This is a genomic window from Salinisphaera aquimarina, assembly GCF_042643355.1.
GTDB classification, from domain to species: domain Bacteria; phylum Pseudomonadota; class Gammaproteobacteria; order Nevskiales; family Salinisphaeraceae; genus Salinisphaera; species Salinisphaera aquimarina.
In genome coordinates, this window is record NZ_JBHRSS010000001.1 from 203,521 (window position 1) to 224,722 (window position 21,202).

At 63.9% G+C, this 21,202-nt stretch carries 19 protein-coding genes; 8 read left to right on the forward strand and 11 right to left on the reverse strand.

Features of this window, described 5'->3' with window-relative positions:
* The first annotated feature begins 100 nt into the window (after positions 1 to 100).
* Positions 101 to 1,819 (forward strand): ABC transporter ATP-binding protein, encoded by a 1,719-nt coding sequence (locus tag ACFOSU_RS00945; protein WP_380685532.1) that lies wholly within the window; start codon positions 101 to 103, stop codon positions 1,817 to 1,819.
* 34 nt (positions 1,820 to 1,853) lie between these two features.
* Here ACFOSU_RS00945 and ACFOSU_RS00950 read toward each other — a convergent pair whose 3' ends face one another.
* Positions 1,854 to 2,273, reverse strand: coding sequence for a DUF721 domain-containing protein (locus ACFOSU_RS00950; RefSeq protein WP_380685534.1), 420 nt, complete (start codon positions 2,271 to 2,273; stop codon positions 1,854 to 1,856).
* Positions 2,274 to 2,464: 191 nt separating this feature from the next.
* Between ACFOSU_RS00950 and secA the strand changes: the two genes are divergently transcribed.
* Genes secA through ACFOSU_RS00965 form a run of 3 tightly spaced genes read left to right on the forward strand, consistent with a single transcriptional unit; the run spans position 2,465 to position 7,504 of the window.
* Positions 2,465 to 5,257 (forward strand): preprotein translocase subunit SecA, encoded by a 2,793-nt coding sequence (gene secA / locus ACFOSU_RS00955; RefSeq protein ID WP_380685536.1) that lies wholly within the window; start codon positions 2,465 to 2,467, stop codon positions 5,255 to 5,257.
* A gap of 52 nt (positions 5,258 to 5,309) precedes the next feature.
* Positions 5,310 to 6,524, forward strand: a complete 1,215-nt coding sequence (gene argJ, locus ACFOSU_RS00960) for a bifunctional glutamate N-acetyltransferase/amino-acid acetyltransferase ArgJ (RefSeq protein ID WP_380685538.1) — start codon at positions 5,310 to 5,312, stop codon at positions 6,522 to 6,524.
* Positions 6,524 to 7,504, forward strand: coding sequence for a Nudix family hydrolase (locus ACFOSU_RS00965; RefSeq protein WP_380685540.1), 981 nt, complete (start codon positions 6,524 to 6,526; stop codon positions 7,502 to 7,504). Before argJ ends, ACFOSU_RS00965 begins: the two co-directional genes overlap by 1 nt.
* Positions 7,505 to 7,528: 24 nt before the next feature.
* On the opposite strand, the gene ACFOSU_RS00970 is transcribed toward ACFOSU_RS00965, so the two are convergent.
* From ACFOSU_RS00970 to ACFOSU_RS01005, 8 genes are all read right to left on the reverse strand, one after another.
* On the reverse strand, positions 7,529 to 7,744 hold the full coding sequence (locus tag ACFOSU_RS00970; RefSeq protein WP_380685542.1) for a DNA gyrase inhibitor YacG: 216 nt from the start codon (positions 7,742 to 7,744) through the stop codon (positions 7,529 to 7,531).
* 1 nt (position 7,745) lies between these two features.
* Positions 7,746 to 8,456, reverse strand: a complete 711-nt coding sequence (locus tag ACFOSU_RS00975; RefSeq protein WP_380685544.1) for a cell division protein ZapD — start codon at positions 8,454 to 8,456, stop codon at positions 7,746 to 7,748.
* A 156-nt stretch (positions 8,457 to 8,612) separates the two neighbouring features.
* Positions 8,613 to 9,254, reverse strand: coding sequence for a dephospho-CoA kinase (gene coaE, locus ACFOSU_RS00980; protein WP_380685546.1), 642 nt, complete (start codon positions 9,252 to 9,254; stop codon positions 8,613 to 8,615).
* A gap of 178 nt (positions 9,255 to 9,432) precedes the next feature.
* The gene (locus tag ACFOSU_RS00985) at positions 9,433 to 10,314 is read right to left on the reverse strand and encodes a prepilin peptidase (RefSeq protein ID WP_380685548.1); all 882 of its coding nucleotides are present in this window, start codon (positions 10,312 to 10,314) and stop codon (positions 9,433 to 9,435) included.
* A 161-nt stretch (positions 10,315 to 10,475) separates the two neighbouring features.
* On the reverse strand, positions 10,476 to 11,702 hold the full coding sequence (locus ACFOSU_RS00990; RefSeq protein WP_380685550.1) for a type II secretion system F family protein: 1,227 nt from the start codon (positions 11,700 to 11,702) through the stop codon (positions 10,476 to 10,478).
* Positions 11,703 to 11,841: 139 nt separating this feature from the next.
* Entirely contained in the window at positions 11,842 to 13,275 is a 1,434-nt protein-coding gene (locus ACFOSU_RS00995; RefSeq protein ID WP_380685552.1) for a sigma-54-dependent transcriptional regulator, read from the reverse strand.
* Positions 13,272 to 14,909, reverse strand: coding sequence for a sensor histidine kinase (locus ACFOSU_RS01000; protein ID WP_380685554.1), 1,638 nt, complete (start codon positions 14,907 to 14,909; stop codon positions 13,272 to 13,274). The genes ACFOSU_RS00995 and ACFOSU_RS01000 overlap by 4 nt, the downstream gene beginning before the upstream one ends.
* Positions 14,906 to 15,154 (reverse strand): hypothetical protein, encoded by a 249-nt coding sequence (locus ACFOSU_RS01005; protein WP_380685556.1) that lies wholly within the window; start codon positions 15,152 to 15,154, stop codon positions 14,906 to 14,908. The genes ACFOSU_RS01000 and ACFOSU_RS01005 overlap by 4 nt, the downstream gene beginning before the upstream one ends.
* Before the next feature lie 169 nt (positions 15,155 to 15,323).
* Between ACFOSU_RS01005 and sucC the strand changes: the two genes are divergently transcribed.
* The 4 genes from sucC (at position 15,324) to ACFOSU_RS01025 (ending at position 19,650) form a co-directional block, all read left to right on the forward strand.
* The gene (gene sucC / locus ACFOSU_RS01010) at positions 15,324 to 16,487 is read left to right on the forward strand and encodes an ADP-forming succinate--CoA ligase subunit beta (protein ID WP_380685558.1); all 1,164 of its coding nucleotides are present in this window, start codon (positions 15,324 to 15,326) and stop codon (positions 16,485 to 16,487) included.
* A gap of 58 nt (positions 16,488 to 16,545) precedes the next feature.
* The gene (gene sucD / locus ACFOSU_RS01015) at positions 16,546 to 17,415 is read left to right on the forward strand and encodes a succinate--CoA ligase subunit alpha (protein ID WP_380685560.1); all 870 of its coding nucleotides are present in this window, start codon (positions 16,546 to 16,548) and stop codon (positions 17,413 to 17,415) included.
* Between the two features lie 129 nt (positions 17,416 to 17,544).
* Positions 17,545 to 17,976: a GFA family protein gene (locus tag ACFOSU_RS01020; protein ID WP_380685562.1), complete on the forward strand. Its 432-nt coding sequence runs from the start codon at positions 17,545 to 17,547 to the stop codon at positions 17,974 to 17,976.
* 60 nt (positions 17,977 to 18,036) lie between these two features.
* Positions 18,037 to 19,650, forward strand: coding sequence for an NAD+ synthase (locus ACFOSU_RS01025; protein WP_380685564.1), 1,614 nt, complete (start codon positions 18,037 to 18,039; stop codon positions 19,648 to 19,650).
* Between the two features lie 265 nt (positions 19,651 to 19,915).
* Here the strand turns inward: ACFOSU_RS01025 and ACFOSU_RS01030 are convergent, their stop codons facing one another.
* Together ACFOSU_RS01030 and ACFOSU_RS01035 are read right to left on the reverse strand one after the other, a co-directional pair.
* A complete protein-coding gene (locus tag ACFOSU_RS01030) occupies positions 19,916 to 20,719 on the reverse strand; it encodes a COG4705 family protein (protein WP_380685566.1) in 804 nt (267 codons plus the stop codon).
* A 100-nt stretch (positions 20,720 to 20,819) separates the two neighbouring features.
* Positions 20,820 to 21,035, reverse strand: a complete 216-nt coding sequence (locus tag ACFOSU_RS01035; RefSeq protein WP_380685568.1) for a hypothetical protein — start codon at positions 21,033 to 21,035, stop codon at positions 20,820 to 20,822.
* Between the last annotated feature and the right edge of the window lie 167 nt (positions 21,036 to 21,202).

The window sequence follows — 21,202 nt, forward strand, 5'->3', positions numbered from 1 at the left end:
GATAACCGGTCGCGCGACGGGCCGTGCCGCAGCAATGCGGACCATCGCCGGGGCAGGCGAAGCTGTAGAATACACTTTCAACGGGGCGTGAGCGGATAGCGTGCAACTGATCAAAGCCTTTTTCAAGCAGTACCCGACCCAGTGTCTGGTCGTCTGGAGCTGCCTGATCGTCGCCAGTATTGCCGAAGGCCTGAGCCTGTCGACACTGTTGCCCATGCTCTCGATTGCCACCGGCAACCAGAGCGGTATGGTCGACGAGAAGACCTCGGATTTTCTCACCGCGGCCCTGCATGATCTGGCGATCAGCCCGACCATCGGCACGATGGTTCTGATCGTGCTGGTGGGCCTGATCATCAAGGCGCTGCTGACCCTGCTGGCCTATCGCCAGGTGGGTTTCACTGTCGCCGCCATCGCCACCGATGTACGGCTGGCATTCCTGCGGGCGCTGTCGGCGTCGCGCTGGGAGTATTTCCTGCGTCAGCGCACCGGCCGGCTGGCCAATTCGATCTCCACCGAGGCATCGAGCAGCGCCAGCGCTTTTCAGAGTGTGGCAGCGCTGGCCGCGTTGCTGTCGCAGTCGGTGGTGTTCCTTGGTGTGGCCCTGCTGATCAATTGGCGGATCGCGCTGCTGGCGCTGGCGGTGGGCGCGGTGATTTTCGGCCTGCTCAAGGTCATGGTGTCGATCTCGCGCGACGCCGGCGGGCGCCAGAAAGGTCTCTTCCAGCAACTCATGTCGTTGATGACCGATTCGCTGTCGTCGCTCAAGCCGCTCAAGTCCATGGCCCGCGAAGGCGAAATGGACGACCTGCTGGAGCGTCAGACGCGCGAACTCAACGCCACCATGCGCACGCAGGTGCTGGCCAGCGAAGTTCTCAAGGCGATGCAGGAACTGCTGATCGGCCTGGTGCTGGTCGCCGGCGTGGCGGTTTCGCTGCTGATCTGGAAACTGCAGCTGGCCGAGATCATGGTGCTGACCATCGTGCTGGCGCGCATGCTCACGCGTCTGAGCAAGGTGCAGCAGGAATACCAGAAGCTGGCGTCCAAGGAGGCTTTCTACTGGGCCATGACCGAGGCCGTGGACGAGGCGCGGGCTGCGCGCGAGCAGCCGTTTGGCAGTCGCACGCCGACCCTGACGAGCGGAATCCATCTGGCCGCGCTGGATTTCGGATACGGCGACTCGCGCGTGCTCGAACAGTTCGAGCTCGAGATTCCGGCGGGCGAGGTCACCGCGCTCATCGGCCCGTCGGGCGCGGGCAAGACCACGGCGGTGGACCTGATCATCGGCCTGCTGCGCGCCGGCAAGGGCGACGTGCTCGTCGACGGCGTGCCGCTCACCGATATCGATATCCGCAAATGGCGCGGCATGATCGGCTATGTGCCGCAGGACACGGTGTTGCTGCACGACACGATTCTCAACAATGTCCGTATCGGCAACGCCGATATCACCGAAGCGGATGCGCTCTGGGCGCTGGACAAGGCCGGCGCGAGCGGCTTCGTTGCCGAGCTTGAAGAAGGCGCGAACACCGTCGTCGGCGAGCATGGGGCACGCTTTTCCGGCGGCCAGCGGCAACGCATCGTGATCGCGCGCGCGCTGGCGCATCGGCCCAAACTGCTGATTCTCGACGAAGCCACCAGCGCGCTCGATCCGGCCACCGAGCGCGCGGTCAGCCAGACCCTGCGCGGGCTGGGCCGTGACTACACGGTGTTGGCGATCTCGCATCGGCCGACGCTCATGGAACTGGCCGATCATGTGTATCGGATCGAGAACGGCAAGGCCTGGCGCCTGAACCGGGACCAGGCGAGCGCTGAAGCAGGCTGAGCAACGCGCCGCGCTGATCGGCGTCGAAGGGATACTACGTGCTATCCGTCGCGCCGGTCAGCGCCAATCGCTGGAGCGCATCGGCCAGCTGCGGGTCGCTCACGTAGGAGGCGATCTGTCTTATGTGGGTGCGATTGTCGGGGCTGATATAGCGGGGTTTGACCGGTGGCGTCGTGTCGCTGGGCGCAATGCGCACGCGGATCTGTACCGACTCGATATGCAACTTCATGCGCTGGGCCAGCGCCTGGGCGATCGCCGGCTGCATATAGCGCAGCCGGGTAGCCCAGCTGGCATGGCCGACGTGCAGCGTGAGCCGGTACTGATCATAGGCCGCGACCCGCACGAGCGGGCCGGCCGCCGCCGGCAGAATCTCCAGCAACGCGGCCCGGATGCGCTCGAGAAAACGCGCCCGGCCGAGCAGATCGGCGATGTCGGGGGTCGCTGTATGCAGCAAGGACTGGATCGAAAGCGGGGTCGTCCCCATAGTAACGGCCACAGCTATAACAAGGGCACGCGAAAAGCGTATCAGGCGCAGCCGACACGCGTCACTTAAAGGCGTGCCGGGGCTGCGGTATCATGCCCCTTTTGAATTGACCGGGCGCGATCCGTGCGGGCCGATTCGAGCGGGCGAGACGACGAGGGTTCATGAGCAATTTTCTGACCAAACTGATCGGCAGCCGCAACCAGCGGGTCGTCAAGCGCCTGCACCGGATCGTGGGGTCGGTAAACGCGCTGGAGGCCGAGTACGAGGCGCTGACCGACGCGCAGCTCACCGGCAAGACCGACGAACTGCGCGCACGCCTGGAGAAGGGCGCCAGCCTCGACGACATCATGTCCGAGGCCTTCGCTACCGTGCGCGAGGCCGGCAAGCGCGTGCTCGGCATGCGCCATTTCGATGTTCAGCTGGTCGGCGGCATGGTCCTGCATCAGGGCAAGATCGCGGAAATGAAGACCGGTGAGGGCAAGACCCTGGTCGCCACGCTTGCCACCTACCTGAACGCGCTCGAAGGCAAGGGCCTGCACATCGTCACGGTCAACGATTATCTGGCCAGTCGCGACGCCGAGTGGATGGGTCGCTTGTATCGTTTTCTCGGTCTCACCGTCGGCGTGATCTATTCCGGACAGGACCCGCAGGGCAAGCGCGCGGCCTATGCCTGCGACATCACCTACGGGACCAACAACGAGTACGGCTTCGATTATCTGCGCGACAACATGGCGTTCTCGCCGGCCGACCGTGTCCAGCGCCCGCTCAACTACGCGATCATCGATGAGGTCGACTCGATTCTCATTGACGAGGCGCGCACGCCGCTGATCATCTCCGGGCCGACCGACGACGACCCCGAGACCTCGCTGCGTGTGGACAAGCTGGTCAAGCATCTCGAGCGTCAGGAAGAGGAAGAAGGGCCGGGTGACTATTACGCCGAAGAGAAGAACAAACAGGTCTTTCTCACCGAAGACGGTCATCAGAAGGTCGAAGGCCTGATGCGCGAAGCCGGGCTTCTGGACGCCGAGGAATCGCTCTACGACGCCAATAACGTCGTGCTCATGCATCATATGAACGCGGCGCTGCGCGCCCACGTGCTGTATCAGAAGGACATCGAATACATCATCGCGGACGATCAGATCGTGATCGTCGACGAATTCACCGGCCGTACCATGCCCGGCCGGCGCTGGTCCGATGGCCTGCATCAGGCGATCGAAGCCAAGGAAGGCGTGAAGATCCAGAAGGAGAATCAGACCCTGGCGTCGATCACCTTCCAGAACTTCTTCCGCCTCTACGACAAGCTCTCCGGCATGACCGGTACGGCCGATACCGAGGCCTTCGAGTTCCAGTCGATCTACAACCTGGAAGTGGTGGTGATCCCGACCAACCGGCCGCTGCTGCGCAAGGACCTGCCGGATCAGATCTACCTGACCGGCCTGGAGAAATTCCAGGCGATCGCGGACGAAGCCAAGCAGGCCAGCGAAAGAGGCCAGCCGGTACTGATCGGTACTGCGTCGATCGAGGCCTCGGAGTTGTCTTCGCGTCTGCTGCGCGACCTCGGTATCCGCCACGAAGTGCTCAACGCCAAGCAGCACGAGCGCGAGGCCGAGATCATTGCCCAGGCCGGCCGCCCGGGGGCCGTGACCATTGCCACCAACATGGCCGGTCGCGGTACCGATATCGTGCTCGGCGGCAACGTCGAGGAAGCGATCGAAGCGCTGGAGGACGACGACGAGGCCGGCCGTCAGAAGATCCGCGACGACTGGCAGAAGGTTCACGACGCCGTGCTCGAGGCCGGGGGGCTGTACGTGATCGGCTCGGAACGCCACGAATCACGCCGCGTGGACAACCAACTACGCGGGCGCTCCGGTCGCCAGGGCGATCCGGGCGCGAGCCGTTTCTATCTGTCGCTCGAAGACAGCCTGATGCGTATCTTCACCCCGCCCCGGCTGCGCTCGATGCTGCAGAACCTGGGCCTGGAGAAGGGCGAGGCGATCGAACACAAATGGGTCTCGCGCGCGATCGAGAATGCGCAGCGCAAGGTCGAGTCGCACCATTTCGATATCCGCAAGCAGTTGCTCGAATACGACAACGTGGCCAACGACCAGCGCCAGGTGGTCTACGAGCAGCGCAACGAGATCATGGATTCCGAAGACGTCGGCGACGTGGTCCAGAACGTCTGGGATGACGTCGTCAACGATGCCATCAGCGAACACATCCCGCCCCAGAGTCTGGAAGAGCAATGGGACGTCGAAGGCCTGAGCGAGGCCATTCAGCGTGATTTCGGCGAGGAGCTGCCGATTCAGGAATGGCTGGACAACGAGAAGGCTCTGGACGAGGAAGGATTGCGCGATCGCATCAGCGCCGAACTCAAGCAGGCCTACGAGGCCAAGCGGGAGGAGGCCGGTGCCGAGGTGCTGGCCCAGATCGAAAAAGCGGTTCTGTTGCAGGTGCTCGATTCACTCTGGCGCGAGCATCTGGCCTCGATGGATTATCTGCGCAAGGGCATTCACCTGCGCGGCTATGCCCAGAAGGACCCGAAGAACGAGTACAAGCGCGAAGCGTTCAACATGTTCAACGACATGCTGGGACGGCTCAAGCACGAAACGGTGACGGTGCTGGCACGCGGACGCGTGCGCGCCGAGATTACCGAAGAGGCTCGCGAGGCCAGTCGCCGGCAGATGGAGAATCTCGACTTCCAGCACGAGGATGCGGCATCGGCCGCGGACCAGGCCGTGGCCGCCGCGGCGCAGCAGCAGCCCGCGGACGGCGAGCCGATGCCGGCGGAACAGGCCGCCCGGGCCAGCCTGCCGGGATCGGGCCAGGACGGGCCACAGGCCGACCCAGCCGAGCGTCCGGAAACCTTCGTGCGCAACGAGCGCAAGATCGGTCGCAACGAACCCTGTCCCTGTGGGTCGGGCAAGAAATTCAAGCACTGCCATGGCCGTGACTGAATGATCGCGCCCACGTGGCGCGCACAGGATGGCTCGTGAAAAGGAATCTGCAATGGCCGTGAATCTGATAGCCCCGGCGCGCCTTGAAGCCGTGCCCGGCGCGCGCTGGGCGGTGGCCGAGGCCGCGATCAAGAAGCCCGGACGCCCGGACATGGCACTGCTGCTGCTGCCGGAGACGGCGACGCTTGCCGGTGTGTTCACACGCAATGCGTTCGCTGCTGCCCCGGTGCGTGTCGCCCAGCAGCACATGGCCACCGGCCGCGCTCGCGCGTTGCTCGTCAACAGTGGCAACGCCAACGCCGGCACGGGCCGGGGCGGGTTGGCCGATGCGCAGGCCTGCTGCGCACGCGCCGCTGAGCTGCTGGGCCTCGACGCCGAGCAGGTGCTGCCGTTTTCCACCGGGGTGATCGGGCAAGCGTTGCCGCTGGATCGTATGCAGGGTGCAATCGATACGTTGGCCAGCGGTCTCGATGAAGACGGCTGGCTCGCCGCCGCCGATGCCATCAGAACCACCGATACCGTCGCCAAGGGCGCCTCGCGCGCCGTCGATATCGGCAGCGGGCAGCGTATCGTGCTGACCGGTATTGCCAAGGGTTCGGGCATGATCCGCCCGGATATGGCGACCATGCTCGCGTTCATCGCCACCGATGCCGCGATCGACAGCGACGATCTTGACGCTGCCCTGCGCGCGGCGATGGCGGATTCATTCAATGCCATTTCGGTCGATGGGGATACCTCGACCAACGATGCCTGCATGCTCTGCGCGACCGGCGCCGGGCCCGGGTTGTCCGCCAGCGACAGTGGCTGGCCGCTGTTCGTGAGCGCGCTCACAGATCTGGCCCGCGAGCTGGCGCAGGCGATCGTGCGCGACGGCGAAGGCGCGACGCGTTTCATCACCCTGGCGGTGACTGGGGCACGCGATCCGGAAGAGGCGCGCGAGGTGGGCTTCACCGTCGCGCATTCGCCGCTGGTCAAGACCGCCTGTTTCGCCGGCGACCCCAACTGGGGGCGTATCCTCGCCGCGGTGGGTCGTGCGCGGGTCGCCGATTTCAGCATCGATCGCGTGGCGATTGCGCTGGATGATGTCGCCCTGGTGGCCGACGGCGAGCCCTGCGCCGACTACGCCGAAGCCGATGGCGCGGCGGTGATGGCGCGATCCGAATACACCATTGCCATCGATCTGGGCCGGGGCTCGGGCGAGGCCACGATCTGGACATCGGATCTGTCCTACGAGTACGTGCGCATCAACGCCGAATACCGCAGTTGATGGATAGCGCGGCCCACACCCAGGCCGAGCCCCACGCCCAGGCGCTCGAGATCGCCGTGGGTGTGCTCGTCGACCGCCAGGGACGTCTGCTGATCGCCCAGCGACGGGCGGGCACCCCCGGTGCCGGCCGCTGGGAATTTCCCGGCGGCAAGCAGGAGCCGGGCGAGTCGATGTTCGATTGTCTGGCTCGCGAGCTCGACGAGGAGATCGGTGTGCGTGGTCTTCGGGCAGAGCCGGTGATCCGGTTTTCTCACGCCCACGGCGATCGTCCGGTGCGGCTGCATGTCTGGCGTATCGATGAGTGGTCGGGCCAGGCGCAGGGCCGCGAAGGCCAGCGCTTGGAATGGGTCGAGCGCGAGGCGCTGGCCGATTACCAGTTGTTGCCGGCGACCGGAGCCATCCTGCATGCGCTCTTTCTGCCCGATCGCTATGTGATCACCCCGTCCATGGCCGCCGCCGGCGAGCAGGCCTGGTGGCCGGCGCTGGAGGCCACGCTGGCCGACGGCGCGCCGTTGCTGCGTCTGCGTGACCATGCATTGGACGACGCCGCCTACCAGGCGCTCGCCGCGCGGGTTCTGGCGTGCGCGCATGCCCATGGCGCGCGGCTGCTCATCGATCGCGACAGCGACATGTGCGAAGCCCTGGGCGCGGACGGCGTGCATTGGCCCGTGGCCCGGCTGTTGGCCAAGGGCAAGCGCCCACTTGCGGCGCATCGGCTACTCGCGGTGTCGGCGCATTCATACAGCGATCTGAAGGCTGCGACGCGCCTGGGCGCCGACTTCGCCGTGCTGTCGCCGGTCGCACCGACACCCACGCATCCCGGCGCGTCGCCGTTGGGGTGGGACGGCTGGAACGAGGCGCGCGCCGAGCATGCCCTGCCGGTCTACGCGCTGGGTGGGCTCGGCGGCGAGGACATCGCCACCGCCCGGGCGCACAACGCCCAGGGCGTGGCCGCGATCCGGGCCTTCTGGCGCGGCTGATGCGCCGCGCCATATAAAAAGCCTCTAGTGCGGCAGACCCTGGTCGTCACCGCCGCCATTGTCCCAGTTGCCCTGCGGCGCGGAGCCGCTGGGGTCGGGAATACGGTTGCTTTCATCGAGCCAGTCGCCCAGATCGATCAGCTTGCAGCGCCGTGAGCAGAACGGACGATAGTCGTTGCTGCTGTCCACGCGTGCAGGTTCGCCGCAGTGCGGGCAGCTTATGGTCTTTGGATTACTCATGCTAGAAACGGCAGCAGGCCATGCGAAAGTGAACGGGTGATTGGGTCTGGCGCACATGCAGCTGGCTGTCGTCATACTGCATGAAGCGAATCGTGGCGCGGTGGCGGCCGGCGCTGATCTCGGGATAGACGCTGGCATCGGTGAGCAACACGCGCACCATCTGCGTGTTGGCCTCGGTATTGTGGACCAGCACCCCGGCATCGGCGGTCACGGAGGCCGGTGTGGTGCTGGCGCGCAGCAGTCGCAGTACGGTGGCGATCGCCTTTTCGAAGGGCGCGATGCGTCGACACCAGTCCTCGAAATCCTGCTCGATACGGCGATTGCCCTGCGACAGCCAATGCTGGTAGGCAGGTAGGTCGAAGCTGCAACTGCCCCCGGGAATCGACATCCGGTTGTTGAGACTGTTGAGCAGTTCATTGTCGCGGATCTGGTAGGACGCGAACTGCGGCGGCATGCGCTGCATGTCTCGACCCAGATCATCGAGTTCGGTAAGCACCCGCGTCAATGCGGTGCTGTCGATATCATCGCGATCGGCGAGCCGTTCCAGATTTCCGTAGCGCAGGCCGAGTTCCTTGCTGACCTCACCGCGGGTGTCGTAACGCGACATCACGTTGAGAACATCGAGCAGTGCGTCCATCGCCGCGCGCCGACCCCACACGCTGTCGTCCGCCTCGTGATAACGCAGGCGACCAATCAGGTGTTCAAGGCGCAAAAACGTCCGTATCCGTTCATTGAGCGGTTGCTCAAAGCAGAACACACCATCGTCTGTCACGTAACAGACTCTCTTTAAGCAAATCAGGGGCCTAGTCTATGCCGCATGCACGGGCGGGCAAAATACCGTTGTGCGTGATCGGGGCCGGGCGGTCGCCTATCCGGGCAAGTGCAGCGGTGGCAAATCGGCGAGTTCGCCCTGAGCCAGGCGCAGATAGCCTGCGTGCAGCGCGGCGGCGAGGTCGGCGATATCCTTGCGCGGGCCCGTGTTCACGAGTACGTCATCGGACATGGCCAGGCGCTCCGCGCGCGAATCCTGTGCCGCGATCATGCGCCGGGCCAGCGATTCGTCGATATCATCGCGCGAGATCAGGCGTTCGAGCTGAACCGACTCGGGCGCGTCGACGACCAGCACGCGATCGACCAGATCGAGCATGCTCGATTTCACCAGCAGCGGAACCACCAGCAGACAGTAGTCGGACTGTGCCGCATCGCGCTGACGGGCCAACTCTTCGCGAATGCGCGGATGGGTGATCGCTTCCAGATCGGCACGCGCGTTGTCGTCGGAAAACACGATCTCGCGCAGCGCGCGGCGCTTGAGCCGGCCCTCTGCGTCGAGGATGTCGGCACCGAAACGTTCGGCGATCTCGTCGAGCGCCGGTTGTCCGGGTTCGACGACTTCGCGCGCGACCAGATCCGCATCGATGATGGTCACGCCCAGGCGCTGGAACGCGCTCGCGACCGCGGATTTGCCACTGGCGATTCCGCCGGTCAGGCCGACGGCGAGGGTGCTCGACATATCTCTAGTGTCCTGTGACGGGAATTCGGAAGGCTCAAGTTCGCGTGATCTGTTGTGTCAGGCAAGGCGCGGTAGCGAACCACGGTCTCGAAAAAACGCCGACATGGGTAAATGCTAAAGGGTACAGCGGCACCGATATTCTAGGGCAGATCAGGCCAGCCCGGTCGCGCAAGCAGGGCTAGCGCAATCCGGAGACCGTTAGATAACCGTCCATTATTGTATCGCCTGCGATGAGTGTCAGCCAGCCGGCGATTGCCAGCCAAGGGCCAAACGGCATGGGTTTTCCGCGCGCGAGTTGCCCGCTGGCCATGAGCGCGCCGCCCACGACCGCACCCGCAAGTGATGCCATGAGCAGCACCATCGGCAGGGTCTGCCAGCCAAGCCAGGCGCCGATCACGGCGAGCAGCTTGAAGTCGCCATAGCCCATGCCTTCCTTGCCGGTGACCAGTAGAAAAACCTGAAAGACCAGCCACAGCACGAGATAGCCCGCCGCGGCGCCGATGATTGCGGTAGCCGGGTCTACGAGCGCGAAGCCGGCGTTGTGGCCGAGACTGATCAGCAGGCCCAGCCACAACAGGGGCAGACTGAGCGCATCGGGCAGGAGTTGGGTGTGCCAGTCGATCATGGCGAGCGCGAGCAGGCACCAGGAAAACAGCAGCGCCATGACCATGAAAGGGGTCGGCCCGAAATGCAGCGCGACCAGCAGCGCCATGGCCGCGCTGGCGATCTCGATCGCCGGGTACTGCCAAGAAATCGCTGTGCCGCAGGCGGCGCAGCGCCCTCTCAGAAAGACGAAGCTGAGCACCGGAATATTGTGAATAGCCCGTATCGGCGTGCCGCAATTCCCGCAGCATGATCGTGGCCGGGACAGGTTCACCCTTACGGTGTCGTCGGCGGTGGCCGGCTGACCGAGGATCTCGGCTGCGCTGGCGCGCCATTCGGCTTCCATCATGCGCGGCAGGCGCAGGATGACGACGTTGACAAAACTGCCCACGATCAGCCCGAACAGCGTGATCGCGGCGTAGCAGAACAGCGGCTGTAGTGCGAACAGTTCGACCATCTAGTGCTCTGTCACGTCGGTTCGTGAAATAAAGTTCGCGTGATTTTGTGTGTCAGGCAAGGCGCGGCAACGAGTCATGGCTGGTGCCATGGCGAGGCGGTGCAACGCCGCATGGCGCACAAAAGCGCCGAAATCGTAAAGCGTATCGGCGTCACAGGGCACTAGACGACCGAACCGAGCTTGAAGATCGGCAGGTACATGGCGATAACCAGGCCGCCGACCAGTACGCCGATGATGGCCATGATCATCGGTTCGAGCAGGCTCGAGAGCGAATCGACCTGATTGTCGACCTCGGCTTCATAGAAATCCGCAACGCGCGAGCACATCGCATCCAGGGATCCGGATTCCTCGCCAATCGCCACCATCTGCAGTGCCATGCTTGGAAACAGGCCGGTATTGTTCATGGCCAGTTGCAGTTGCACGCCCGATGACACCTGATCACGCATCTGCAGGATGGCCTCCTCGAAGACGATATTGCCGGCCGCGCGCGCGACCGAGTCCATGGCCTCGACCAGCGGCACACCGGCCGCGAACATGGTCGCCAATGTGCGCGCGAAACGCGCCACCGCGGCCTTGTAGAGGATATCGCCGATCACCGGCAGCTTGAGCGCGATCCGGTCGTTGGAGCGTCGAAAGGCACGGGATCGCAGTCGCGCCTGAAAGAACCCGTAGAAGGCGAGCCCGATCGCGGCCATGATCGCCCACCACCAGCGCTGCACGAATTCGGACAGGCTGATCACCAGCAGCGTGAATGCCGGCAGGTCGGCGCCGAAGCCCTGGAACAGGGACTGGAACTGCGGGACCACGAAATACAGCAGGATGCCCATCACGATGATGGCCACGACAATGACCGCGCTCGGGTAGAACAGCGCCTTCTTGACCTTCGCCTTGATCTGCTCGGTCTTTTCCTTGTATGTGGCGATCTTGTCGAGCAGCGATTCGAGCGCGCCCGATTTTTCGCCGGCGTCGACCAGATTCACGAACAGATCATCGAAATGCTTGGGGTGCCGGGACAGGGCATTGGCGAGGGTAATGCCGTCCTCGATATCGTCGCGGATTGCACTGACAAGCTCGGCCAGCGACGGGTTGTCGGCACCCTTGGAGATGATATCCAGCGATTGCACCAGCGGCACCCCCGCCTGCAGCATCGTTGCCAGCTGGCGCGCGAAGATGGCGATATCGCCGGCCTTGATCTTCTTCTTGCGCTTGCCGCCGAGGCCGAACAGCGTGGTCTGCTTGCGCACACGCTGCGGGTTGATGCCCTGCTTGCGCAATGCGACCTTGACCATGGCCTCGTTGGGGCCGTCGGTCTGGCCCTTGACGCGCGCACCGCTGCGGTCGGTGCCGGTCCAGAAAAACGTCTGTTGCTCGGTTGCTGCTTTCGCCACTTACGCCATCCCCTGTCTGTTCGTGTGCCGGCTCATGTATCGGCCGTTGTCGACATGATCTGGACTCTTTGCGTCGCATCCCGACTCGGGACGGGGCCGGCAGCGACGCGGTAGCGGTGGTTGCGGGGCGATGTATCGATCAATTCATGCCCAGCTTGGCCAGCCGGTAGCGCAGGGCACGAAACGTGATGCCCAGATGCTTGGCGGCCTTGGTCTTGTTGTAGTGGCATACCTCGAGTGCGGCGCGGATACGTTCGCGTTCGAGCGCCTCCAGCTGACTTTCCAGATCCGCGCTGGTATCCATGGCGTGCCCCTGGGCGAACCCCGGCCCGTCGGCCACAGCCTGCTGAACGGCCGCGGGCGCGTCGATGGCGTTTTCGCGGGTGACCGACTCGCTCAGCGGCGAGTTGAGCCGCAGATACTTGAGATCGATGATCGCATCTTCACTGAGTGTGACCGCCCGTTCGAGTATGTTTTCCAGCTCACGGATATTGCCGGGAAACGCGTATTCCTCGAGTGCATCGAGGGCGCTGCGTGACAACTGCGGAGAATGCCGCAGGCGCATCTTGCGTGCCAGAGCCTCGAGGATACGGCCGGCCAGCGCAGCGATATCCGCGCGTCGTTCGCGCAGCGGTGCGACATGCACCTCAATGACGTTCAGGCGATAATAGAGGTCTTCGCGAAAACGCCCGCGTGCGACTTCGGTGGCCAGGTCACGATGGGTGGCGCAGATCACGCGCACATCGACGGCGGTTTCCGCGTTCGCGCCGACCGGCCGGATCGCGCGCTCCTGGATCGCGCGCAGCAGTTTGACCTGCATCGTCAATGGCAGATCGGCTACTTCATCGAGAAACAGGGTGCCGCCATCGGCGCGCGCGAACAGACCCGGCGTATCCCGCATGGCCCCGGTGAAGGCGCCCCGCAGATAGCCGAAGAACTCCGATTCCATCAGCTCCGAGGGTATGGCGCCGCAGTTGACCGGCACGAACGCGCTGCCCATGCGCGGGCCTTCCGCATGAATCATGCGCGCCACCAGTTCCTTGCCGGTGCCCGACTCGCCGGTGATATACACCGGAGCCTGGCTGCGCGACAGCTTGGCGATGGTCTCGCGCAGACGATGCATGACCGGGGTGTCGCCGATCAGGCGCGGGGAGGCATCCAGCGAGGGATGGGGCGGCGCGTCGTGATCGAGTCCGGCCAGCTTGAGGGCCTGGCCCACCAGCGATCGCAGGCCGGCCACATCGATCGGCTTGGTGACGAAATCGAAAGCGCCCGCCTTGAGACTGGCCACCGCGCTCTGTGCGCTGCCGTAGGCGGTGATGACCGCGACCGGACAGTGCGGATAGCGCTCGCTGATATGTGCGACCAGGTCCAGGCCTTCACCGTCGGGCAGTCGCATGTCGGTGAGACACAGGTCGAAGGATTGTCCGGCCAGGGCCGCACGGGCCTCGGCGAGGGTCGCCACCGCAAAGGTACGGATCGACATTCGGGAGAGCGTGATTTCCACGAGCTCTCGGATGTCGGCCTCGTCATCGACGATAAGGGCATGTGCCGTGCTGTCAGTAACGCTCATTGAACCTGCTTTATTCGGGGTGACGCAGCGACCGGCATGTCGCCTGACCACACGTGAGCAAAAACGATACGAAAGCAGGCGCCGGCGGATTGTGCAACCGGCAGCAGACGCGCGCCGTTGGCCTCGCACAGTTCGCTGGCGATATGCAGGCCCAGGCCCGTGCCCTCGCGTGCCGTGGTGAAAAAGGGTTCCATGATCTCGTCGGCGATCGCGACGTCGATGCCGGGGCCGTTGTCGCGCACGTCGAGACAGAATTGACCGGTACGGTTGTGTCCGCCCGACAGCTCGATCGCCAGTTCGGCGTCCTCACGGCGTGCATAACGCTGCGCGTTGTCCCAGAGGTTGAACAGTACCTGGCGCAGGTGATCGGGATCGAACTCGACCTGCAGATCGTCGGCAATCGCCTTGATGGAGAAATCCGGCACGTCCTCTCCGGTCTCTCGATAATCCTCGACCGTGTCGGCCAGCCATTGCGCAATGGGCAGGGGACGCCGTGCCAGTCGCGAACGACGCGACAGCCCCAGCACGTTGTTGACGATGCCATCGATACGGCGGGTATGGCGATGGATGATATCGAGCAGCCGAATCTCGTCGTCGCTCATGGCGTGCGATTCGGCCAGCAACTGACCGGCGTGACTGATCGCGCCCAGCGGATTGCGGATCTCGTGTGCAATGTTGGAAGTCAGACGGCCGATGGAGACGAGCTTGAGCTGCTGCGCCTGCTCGCGCTGGCGCACGGCGTCTTCGAGAAAGATAAGTACCGGGGCTCCGGCGTCGTTGCCCAGGCGCGAGAACAGCGGCAGCAGGGACTGCTGCCCGGAGCTAACGGGGGCGATAGCGGCGTGGGGATGCGCGCGCCATTGATCCAGGGCGTCGTCAAGCGCGGGCGCAAGCAGGGCCAATGGTTCGCCGGCCACCGGCATCTGCTCGAGATCCAGCAGGGCGACGGCGGCGTCGTTGATCAACTCGATGCGGTGCTCGGCATCGATGACCACCGCGCCAATATTCATCTGCTGGATGATGCGCCGATTGAGGGTGGCCAGATCGCGTACTTCGGTTGCGCGTTCAGCGGCCAGCGCTTCGCTGACGCGCGCCCGGCGTGCCAACCAGTGCGACAGGCCGACAGTGACGAAAAACAGGGTGCCGAGAATACCTGCCTGTACGAAATCCTCGGTTGCGTCGTCGAATCGCAGGCCACGCCATGCTTCCTGACCGATGATGCCGATGGCGGCACAGGCGGCCAGCAACGAGGCGATGCGCCCTGGCAGCAGCATGCCGGCGGCCGCCATGGGCGCCAGCAGCAACATGCCGAGGCCGCCTGCCACGCCCATGCTGGTCAGCGCGAGACAGGTGAAAAAACCCACGTCCACCGAGCAGGCCACGAGGATCTGAAACCGCAGGGCAGGCCAGCGCAGCAATGCCGCCACCATGGCCAGCGCGGATTGGGCAAGATAGATGAGTGATGCCAGGCGGAACAGGTCCGGCATGGTCACGTCGAACAGCGTGGTGGTGGCGCCGAACAGCAGCAGTGCCACCAGCCCGAAGGCGATCAGACAGCGATAGGCGTTGAGCGTGACAATGGCACGCCAGTCTTCAACGTGACGGATCAGCGGCGTGGTGGCCGGCGTGTTCATCGGCGGTGATCGGGCTCGGTATCGTGACCGCGGCGGCCGCTGCAATCGGGGTCGGCGCAGACATGTCCCTGATGGTCGGGGCGCGCCAGCGACATGGGCAGATGGACACCACAGCGCGCACAGCGGACTGTTTTCTCGAATCGCGGCTGGGGTTTGTCCCGTGCCACGGGCTCGGGACCCAGCAGGCGTTTGACCACGAGCCAGCCGAGGCCAAGCAGAAACAACAGTCCGAGCAGTCGCGCCATGGGTGAGAATGGTTGGTGACGAAAATTGTCAGTCCTGATCATACGTCAGCTGACACCCCGGAATGAAACCGTTCGCTCAAACGATGGCAGGTGAAGCAAGTTGTCGTTGTGCGCTTCAGGCGCCACAATGCGCAGCATTAACAAGTTTGGTTCCCAATAAGGCAGCGTCATGAACGTTCACGAATATCAGGCCAAGGAAATCTTTGCGCGCTTCGGCGTGCCCGCAGGCGAGGGCAAGGTGGCCCGGTCCGCGGATGAGGCGGTCGAGGTCGCCCAGTCGCTCGGCGGTGAAAAATGGGTGGTCAAGGCCCAGGTCCACGCGGGCGGTCGCGGCAAGGCCGGCGGCGTGAAAATCTGCGACAGCGTGGACGAGGTGAAAAAGGTCGCCGGCGAGATGATCGGCGCCACCCTCAAGACCAAGCAGACCGGCGACACCGCGCTGCCGATCAATTCGGTCTATGTGGAAAAGCCGGCCGATATCGTCTCGGAGCTGTATCTGTCGGTGCTGGTCGACCGCGCCACGCGTCGCGTGACCTTCATCGCTTCGCCGGAAGGCGGCATGGACATCGAGGAAGTGGCCGAAAAGACGCCGGAACGCATCATGCAGATGGCGATTCATCCGGCGGCCGGTTTTCAGGCCTATCAGGGCCGCGAGGTTGGTTTCTTCCTGGGTCTGGACAAGAAGCAGGTCGGCGAATTCGTCAAGGTCATGAAGAGCCTGTACGAGATGTTCGTCGCCACCGACGCGGCGCTGGTCGAGATCAACCCGCTGGTGACCACCAAGCAGGGTGGTCTGGTCGCGCTCGACGGCAAGCTGGACTTCGACGACAACGCGCTGTTTCGGCATAAAGAATTTGCCGACATGCGCGATCCCACCCAGGAAGACGAGCGCGAGGCCGAGGCCGCCAAGCACGATCTCAACTATATCCAGCTGGACGGCAACATCGGCTGCATGGTCAACGGCGCGGGCCTGGCCATGGGCACCATGGATCTGGTCAAGCTGCACGGCGGCGAGCCGGCCAACTTCCTGGACGTGGGCGGCGGCGCCACCACCGAGCGCGTCACCGAAGCGTTCAAGCTGATTACATCCGGCGCCAGCGTGAAGGCCATCCTGGTCAATATCTTTGGCGGCATCGTGCGCTGTGACCTGATTGCCGAAGGCATCATCACCGCGGCCAAGGATGTCGGCATCAAGGTGCCGGTGGTCGTGCGCCTGGAAGGCACCAACGCCGAGGCAGGCCGCAAGCTGCTGGACGAGTGCGATTTCGATCTCATCGCCGCCCAGGATCTGACCGACGCGGCCAAGAAGGTCGTGGCCGAGGCCAAGGGTTAATCCCGGCTTTTCGATCCCCACAGCTTCCACCGAACACGATTCAGACCAGGATTAATCCATGAGCATTCTTGTCAATAACGACACCAAACTCATCGTGCAGGGCTTCACCGGCTCGCAGGGCACCTTCCATTCCGAGCAGTGCATCGCCTACGGCACCAACATCGTCGGCGGCGTGACCCCGGGCCGCGGCGGCGAAACCCATCTCGATCTGCCGGTGTTCAACACCTGCGCGGACGCGGTCGCCAAGACCGGCGCCAACGCCACCATGATCTATGTGCCGGCGCCGTTCGCCGCCGACGCGATCCTGGAGGCCGCAGCTGCCGGCATCAAGGTGATCATCTGCATCACCGAGCACATCCCGGTGCTCGACATGCTGCGCGTGCGCGCCGCACTCGACGATTCCGACTCCGTGCTGATCGGCCCCAACTGCCCCGGCGTGATCACCCCGGGTGAGTGCAAGATCGGCATCATGCCCGCGCATATTCACCAGAAAGGGCGTATCGGCATCGTCTCGCGCTCCGGCACCCTGACCTACGAGGCGGTCTACCAGACCACCCAGAACGGGCTCGGCCAGAGCACATGCGTGGGCATCGGTGGCGATCCGATTCACGGGCTGGACTTCATCGACGTGCTCGAGATGTTCGAGAACGACGGCCAGACCGACGGCATTGTCATGGTCGGCGAGATCGGCGGTACCGCCGAGGAAGAGGCGGCCGAATACATCCAGGCCAACATCTCCAAGCCGGTGGTCGCCTATATCGCGGGCGTGACCGCGCCGGCCGGCAAGCGCATGGGTCATGCCGGTGCGATCATTTCCGGTGGCAAGGGCACGGCCGACGACAAGTTCGCCGCGCTCGAGAAGGCCGGCGTCGCCACCGTGCGCTCCACCGCCGAGATCGGCAGCAAGATGCTGGAAATTCTCGGCTGAGCGAGTGCATGAGCACTATTATCAAGCCGGATTCGCCCTGCGTGAATCCGGCTTTTTTCTGCTCACAAGCTTGGGTTGGCACCGCTTTGCGTGCTTGAATACCCGCACGTTTGGCGAAGGGTAATCAAAATGACCGACAACACTTACGATCTGAGCTGCGACTGCGGCCACGTCACCATGAGGGCCCACGGCGCGCCGGAGCTATCGCTGTATTGTCATTGCGGCAGCTGTCGCGACATGTACAGCGTGGATATGCTCTCAGCCACCGGCTGGGCGGATGACAACGTCGAATTGCCGGAGGAATCGGCGATGTTCACCTATGCCGTGCCGGGCAAGCAGATGAAGCGTTTCGGCTGCCCGAAATGCGGCATGATCATGTACGGCCGTCACAAGCCGGGCATCCCGGTAATCCCGCATGGCGTGTTCCGAAAAGCCAACGGCGGCCGACTGCCGGCGGAGCTGGCGCCCACACTGCACCTGTTCTATCGAGAGCGTGTGCTGGACGTACAGGACGACCTACCCAAATCAGAAGGCGGTGAAGCCATTGGACTGGACGGTTGAACACGTGGCCGCGGAGACTTCGTTGCAGATGACAATCGGCGCGTCGGCGCCGACAGCGTCATGAGCGACAGATCACTACGTATTGCGCTGGCCCAGCTCAACGTCTGGGTGGGCGATATCGAAGGCAACGCGCGTCAGATGATCGAGGCGGCGAACATCGCCCGTGATCGGGACGGCGCCGATCTGGTCGCCTTTCCCGAAATGGCGCTGCTCGGCTATCCGCCGGACGATCTGTTGCTGCGGCGCGGTCTGCCGAAAGCGATCACCGCGGCACTGGCGCGTCTCGGCCGGGAAATCCGCGGCATCACCGCCATCATCGGTTATCCCGAATACCAGGGCGATACCATCTACAACGCCGCGCTCGTGCTGCGCGACGGTGAACGCATTGCCCACTATCGCAAGCAGTGCCTGCCCAACTACGGCGTGTTCGACGAGCGTCGCCACTACAAGGCGGGCGACGCGCCGTGCGTGTTCGAACTGCAGGGGCGCCAGGTCGGCATTACCATTTGCGAAGATATCTGGGAGAAGGGTCCGGCGGCGCAGGCCCGAGCCGCCGGCGCCGAGCTGCTGGTCAATCTCAATGCATCGCCGTTTCATGCCGAAAAGCAGGCCGAACGCGAGGGCCTGCTAGCCGAGCGTGCCAGGGCCAATTCGTTTGCGATCTGCTACGTCAATTGTGTCGGCGGACAGGATGAACTGGTCTTCGACGGTCGTTCCTGCGCCGTCGACGCCACCGGCGCCATCACCCTGCGTGCGCCGGCGTTCGAGGGCGGCGTCTATTGTCTCGACTGGCCCAGCGGTGAGTCGAGCGCCATTGCTGAACTGTCCTCCCCGGAAGCACTGGTCTACGACGCGCTGGTGCGTGCAACCCGCGATTATGTCGATCGCAACGGCTTCCCCGGCGCACTGATCGGCGCCTCCGGCGGTATCGATTCGGCATTGGTCATGGCGATTGCCGCGGACGCGCTCGGTGGGGATCGCGTGTGGGCGGTGTCCATGCCGTCGCGCTACACCGCCGAAATCAGCAACGCCGATGCCGCCGAGCAGGCCGAGCGCATGGGCGTCCGCTACGACGACCTGCCGATCGAAGACGGTTTTTCCGCGTTGCTGGGTACGCTCGCGCCGCTGTTCGGTGACCGCCCGGCCGATACCGCGGAGGAGAATCTGCAATCCCGCATCCGCGGGGCGTTGCTGATGTCGTTGTCCAACAAGTTCGGCCATGTCGTGCTCGCCACCGGCAACAAGAGCGAGATGGCGGTTGGCTATGCCACGCTCTATGGCGATATGTGTGGCGGTTTCGCGCCGCTCAAGGATGTCTACAAGACCTGGGTCTATCGGCTGGCGAAATTCCGGAACACGCGTAGCGAAGTCATTCCCGAGCGGGTGATCACGCGGCCGCCGTCGGCAGAGCTGCGCGACGACCAGGCCGATACCGACACGTTGCCCGAATACGACGTGCTGGATCCGATCATCGAAGCTTATGTCGAGGACGGCGAGTCCATCGAGGGTATCTGTGCGCTGGGTTACGCGGAGGACGATGTTCGTCAGACCGCGGGCCTGATCCGCCGCAACGAATACAAGCGCCGCCAGGCCGCGCCCGGGCCCAAGGTCACCCATCGCGCGTTCGGGCGCGACCGCCGCTATCCGATCACGGCGGTCTACGGCGACCTCTAGGGCGCGTTGCCATTTGGCCCGACGCCGCGCCAGCGGCCATTTTTTTGCGAGACAAGGCGCAGTGCGCGTCGCGTAGCCGAGCTACATGAGCGTGCTGCAACGCCGTATTGCAGGAAAATGGACGCTGTCCCGAAGGGTTGCGGCCCGAAATCGGACCATACGGCGTTGCGCGGTTTGACCCTAGAATGACTAGGGTCGGCACCCCGCGCCTTGTCTGGACCGATTTCGGGGTGCAACGCGGGGTCGCGCCAAACGGCAACACACCCTAGGGCGCGTTGCCCGTATTTGATATGGGCGTCGCTGCTGTGCGTCGTCCGTACCAGAGCGTGGTGCCAACGACGATGACGAGCAGTGCGAGCGTGACCGCCGATGCCTGGCCGGTACCGAAATTCAATCCGCCCTTGGCCAGTGGCTTGGTCAGGAAGTCGCCGAACGTGGCGCCAAATGGGCGGGTGAACACGAACGCGACCCAGAACAGCAGAACATGATTGAGGCGGGTCGCATAGTGCAGAAGCAGTACCAGCGCGATCACGCCGGCCGTCACGAGGGCGCCGGTCACGTAACCCAGGCCGGCGCTGTCGCTCAGGAAATCGCCGAATGCGGTGCCCAGACTGTTGGAGAACAGGATCGCGGTCCAGTAGAACAGCTCTTCACCCCGACCGGTTATCGGATGGATTCGTATCCGGCCCTGGTGCCACCGCCATAGCGCGAGTGTCGCCAACAGACCGCTGATGAGCAGGGCAGAGCCGCCGGTATAGCCCAGATGTAGCGTGCGATCCATCAGATCGGAGATTTCGGTGCCGACGGTGGTGGTGCCCACGATCGCGGCCCAGAACAGGAACGCGTGAAAACGCGAGGCGGACAGCTGCGCACAGAGCACGGCGATCAGAAATACCATCGTGATCGCCAGCCCCGCGACATAGCCCAGATTCAGGGTGATGGCCAGCAGATCACCGGATGTCTCGCCGAGGGTGGTCGCCAGTATCTTGAGTACCCAGAACGACAGCGTTACGGCGGCTACCTTGTTCCACCGGCCCGCGTTGCGGTACTTGACGTCGTTATTACTCATATCGCTATGCTCTCGAAGGATTTTACGTGGCGCACGATGTGCTGGAGATCGCGAAATCGTGTGACCGACCGCGAGCAGGGGCGCATGCCGCGGGCAGCGATCATCCGAAGTGCAGGAATAGTTGAGTTGCCGTGAGCGCGGCGAGATACAACGAAATGATCAGCGATCTGAATGGCCTGCAATGCTCAAGCAGATCGGTTGCTGAAGACGTCGTGTTCGTTCGCAATCGAACGTACGCGCCGAGCGCGCAGATGAGCAGGTAATACAGCACCAGACCGTAGATAGCGAATCCCAGCGCGTGCCCTGTCGCGGTCATGCCGACGCCCTAGACGGTTGCTTCGTTACTCATGAGGCGAAGTGTCGCGGCCACGGCGTTTGAGGACCGTAACAGCGTATCGATCCCGGTTCGTGGTCACGGGTGGCGCGCGGTTTCGGTGTCTAGCGCGTTCGCGATCAGCGCGGATCGCACAGGGGCGATCACGC

Bases quoted from the DNA above. Each gene is read 5' to 3' on its own strand.
- ACFOSU_RS00985 (WP_380685548.1), bottom strand. From the start codon at position 10,314: ATGGTCGAACTGTTCGCACTACAGCCGCTGTTCTGCTACGCCGCGATC.
- sucC (WP_380685558.1), top strand. From the start codon at position 15,324: ATGAACGTTCACGAATATCAGGCCAAGGAAATCTTTGCGCGCTTCGGC.
- secA (WP_380685536.1), top strand. From the start codon at position 2,465: ATGAGCAATTTTCTGACCAAACTGATCGGCAGCCGCAACCAGCGGGTC.
- ACFOSU_RS00995 (WP_380685552.1), bottom strand. From the start codon at position 13,275: ATGAGCGTTACTGACAGCACGGCACATGCCCTTATCGTCGATGACGAG.
- argJ (WP_380685538.1), top strand. From the start codon at position 5,310: ATGGCCGTGAATCTGATAGCCCCGGCGCGCCTTGAAGCCGTGCCCGGC.
- ACFOSU_RS01035 (WP_380685568.1), bottom strand. From the start codon at position 21,035: ATGACCGCGACAGGGCACGCGCTGGGATTCGCTATCTACGGTCTGGTG.
- ACFOSU_RS01000 (WP_380685554.1), bottom strand. From the start codon at position 14,909: ATGAACACGCCGGCCACCACGCCGCTGATCCGTCACGTTGAAGACTGG.
- ACFOSU_RS00965 (WP_380685540.1), top strand. From the start codon at position 6,524: ATGGATAGCGCGGCCCACACCCAGGCCGAGCCCCACGCCCAGGCGCTC.
- ACFOSU_RS01030 (WP_380685566.1), bottom strand. From the start codon at position 20,719: ATGAGTAATAACGACGTCAAGTACCGCAACGCGGGCCGGTGGAACAAG.
- coaE (WP_380685546.1), bottom strand. From the start codon at position 9,254: ATGTCGAGCACCCTCGCCGTCGGCCTGACCGGCGGAATCGCCAGTGGC.
- sucD (WP_380685560.1), top strand. From the start codon at position 16,546: ATGAGCATTCTTGTCAATAACGACACCAAACTCATCGTGCAGGGCTTC.
- ACFOSU_RS00970 (WP_380685542.1), bottom strand. From the start codon at position 7,744: ATGAGTAATCCAAAGACCATAAGCTGCCCGCACTGCGGCGAACCTGCA.
- ACFOSU_RS01025 (WP_380685564.1), top strand. From the start codon at position 18,037: ATGAGCGACAGATCACTACGTATTGCGCTGGCCCAGCTCAACGTCTGG.
- ACFOSU_RS01005 (WP_380685556.1), bottom strand. From the start codon at position 15,154: ATGGCGCGACTGCTCGGACTGTTGTTTCTGCTTGGCCTCGGCTGGCTC.
- ACFOSU_RS01020 (WP_380685562.1), top strand. From the start codon at position 17,545: ATGACCGACAACACTTACGATCTGAGCTGCGACTGCGGCCACGTCACC.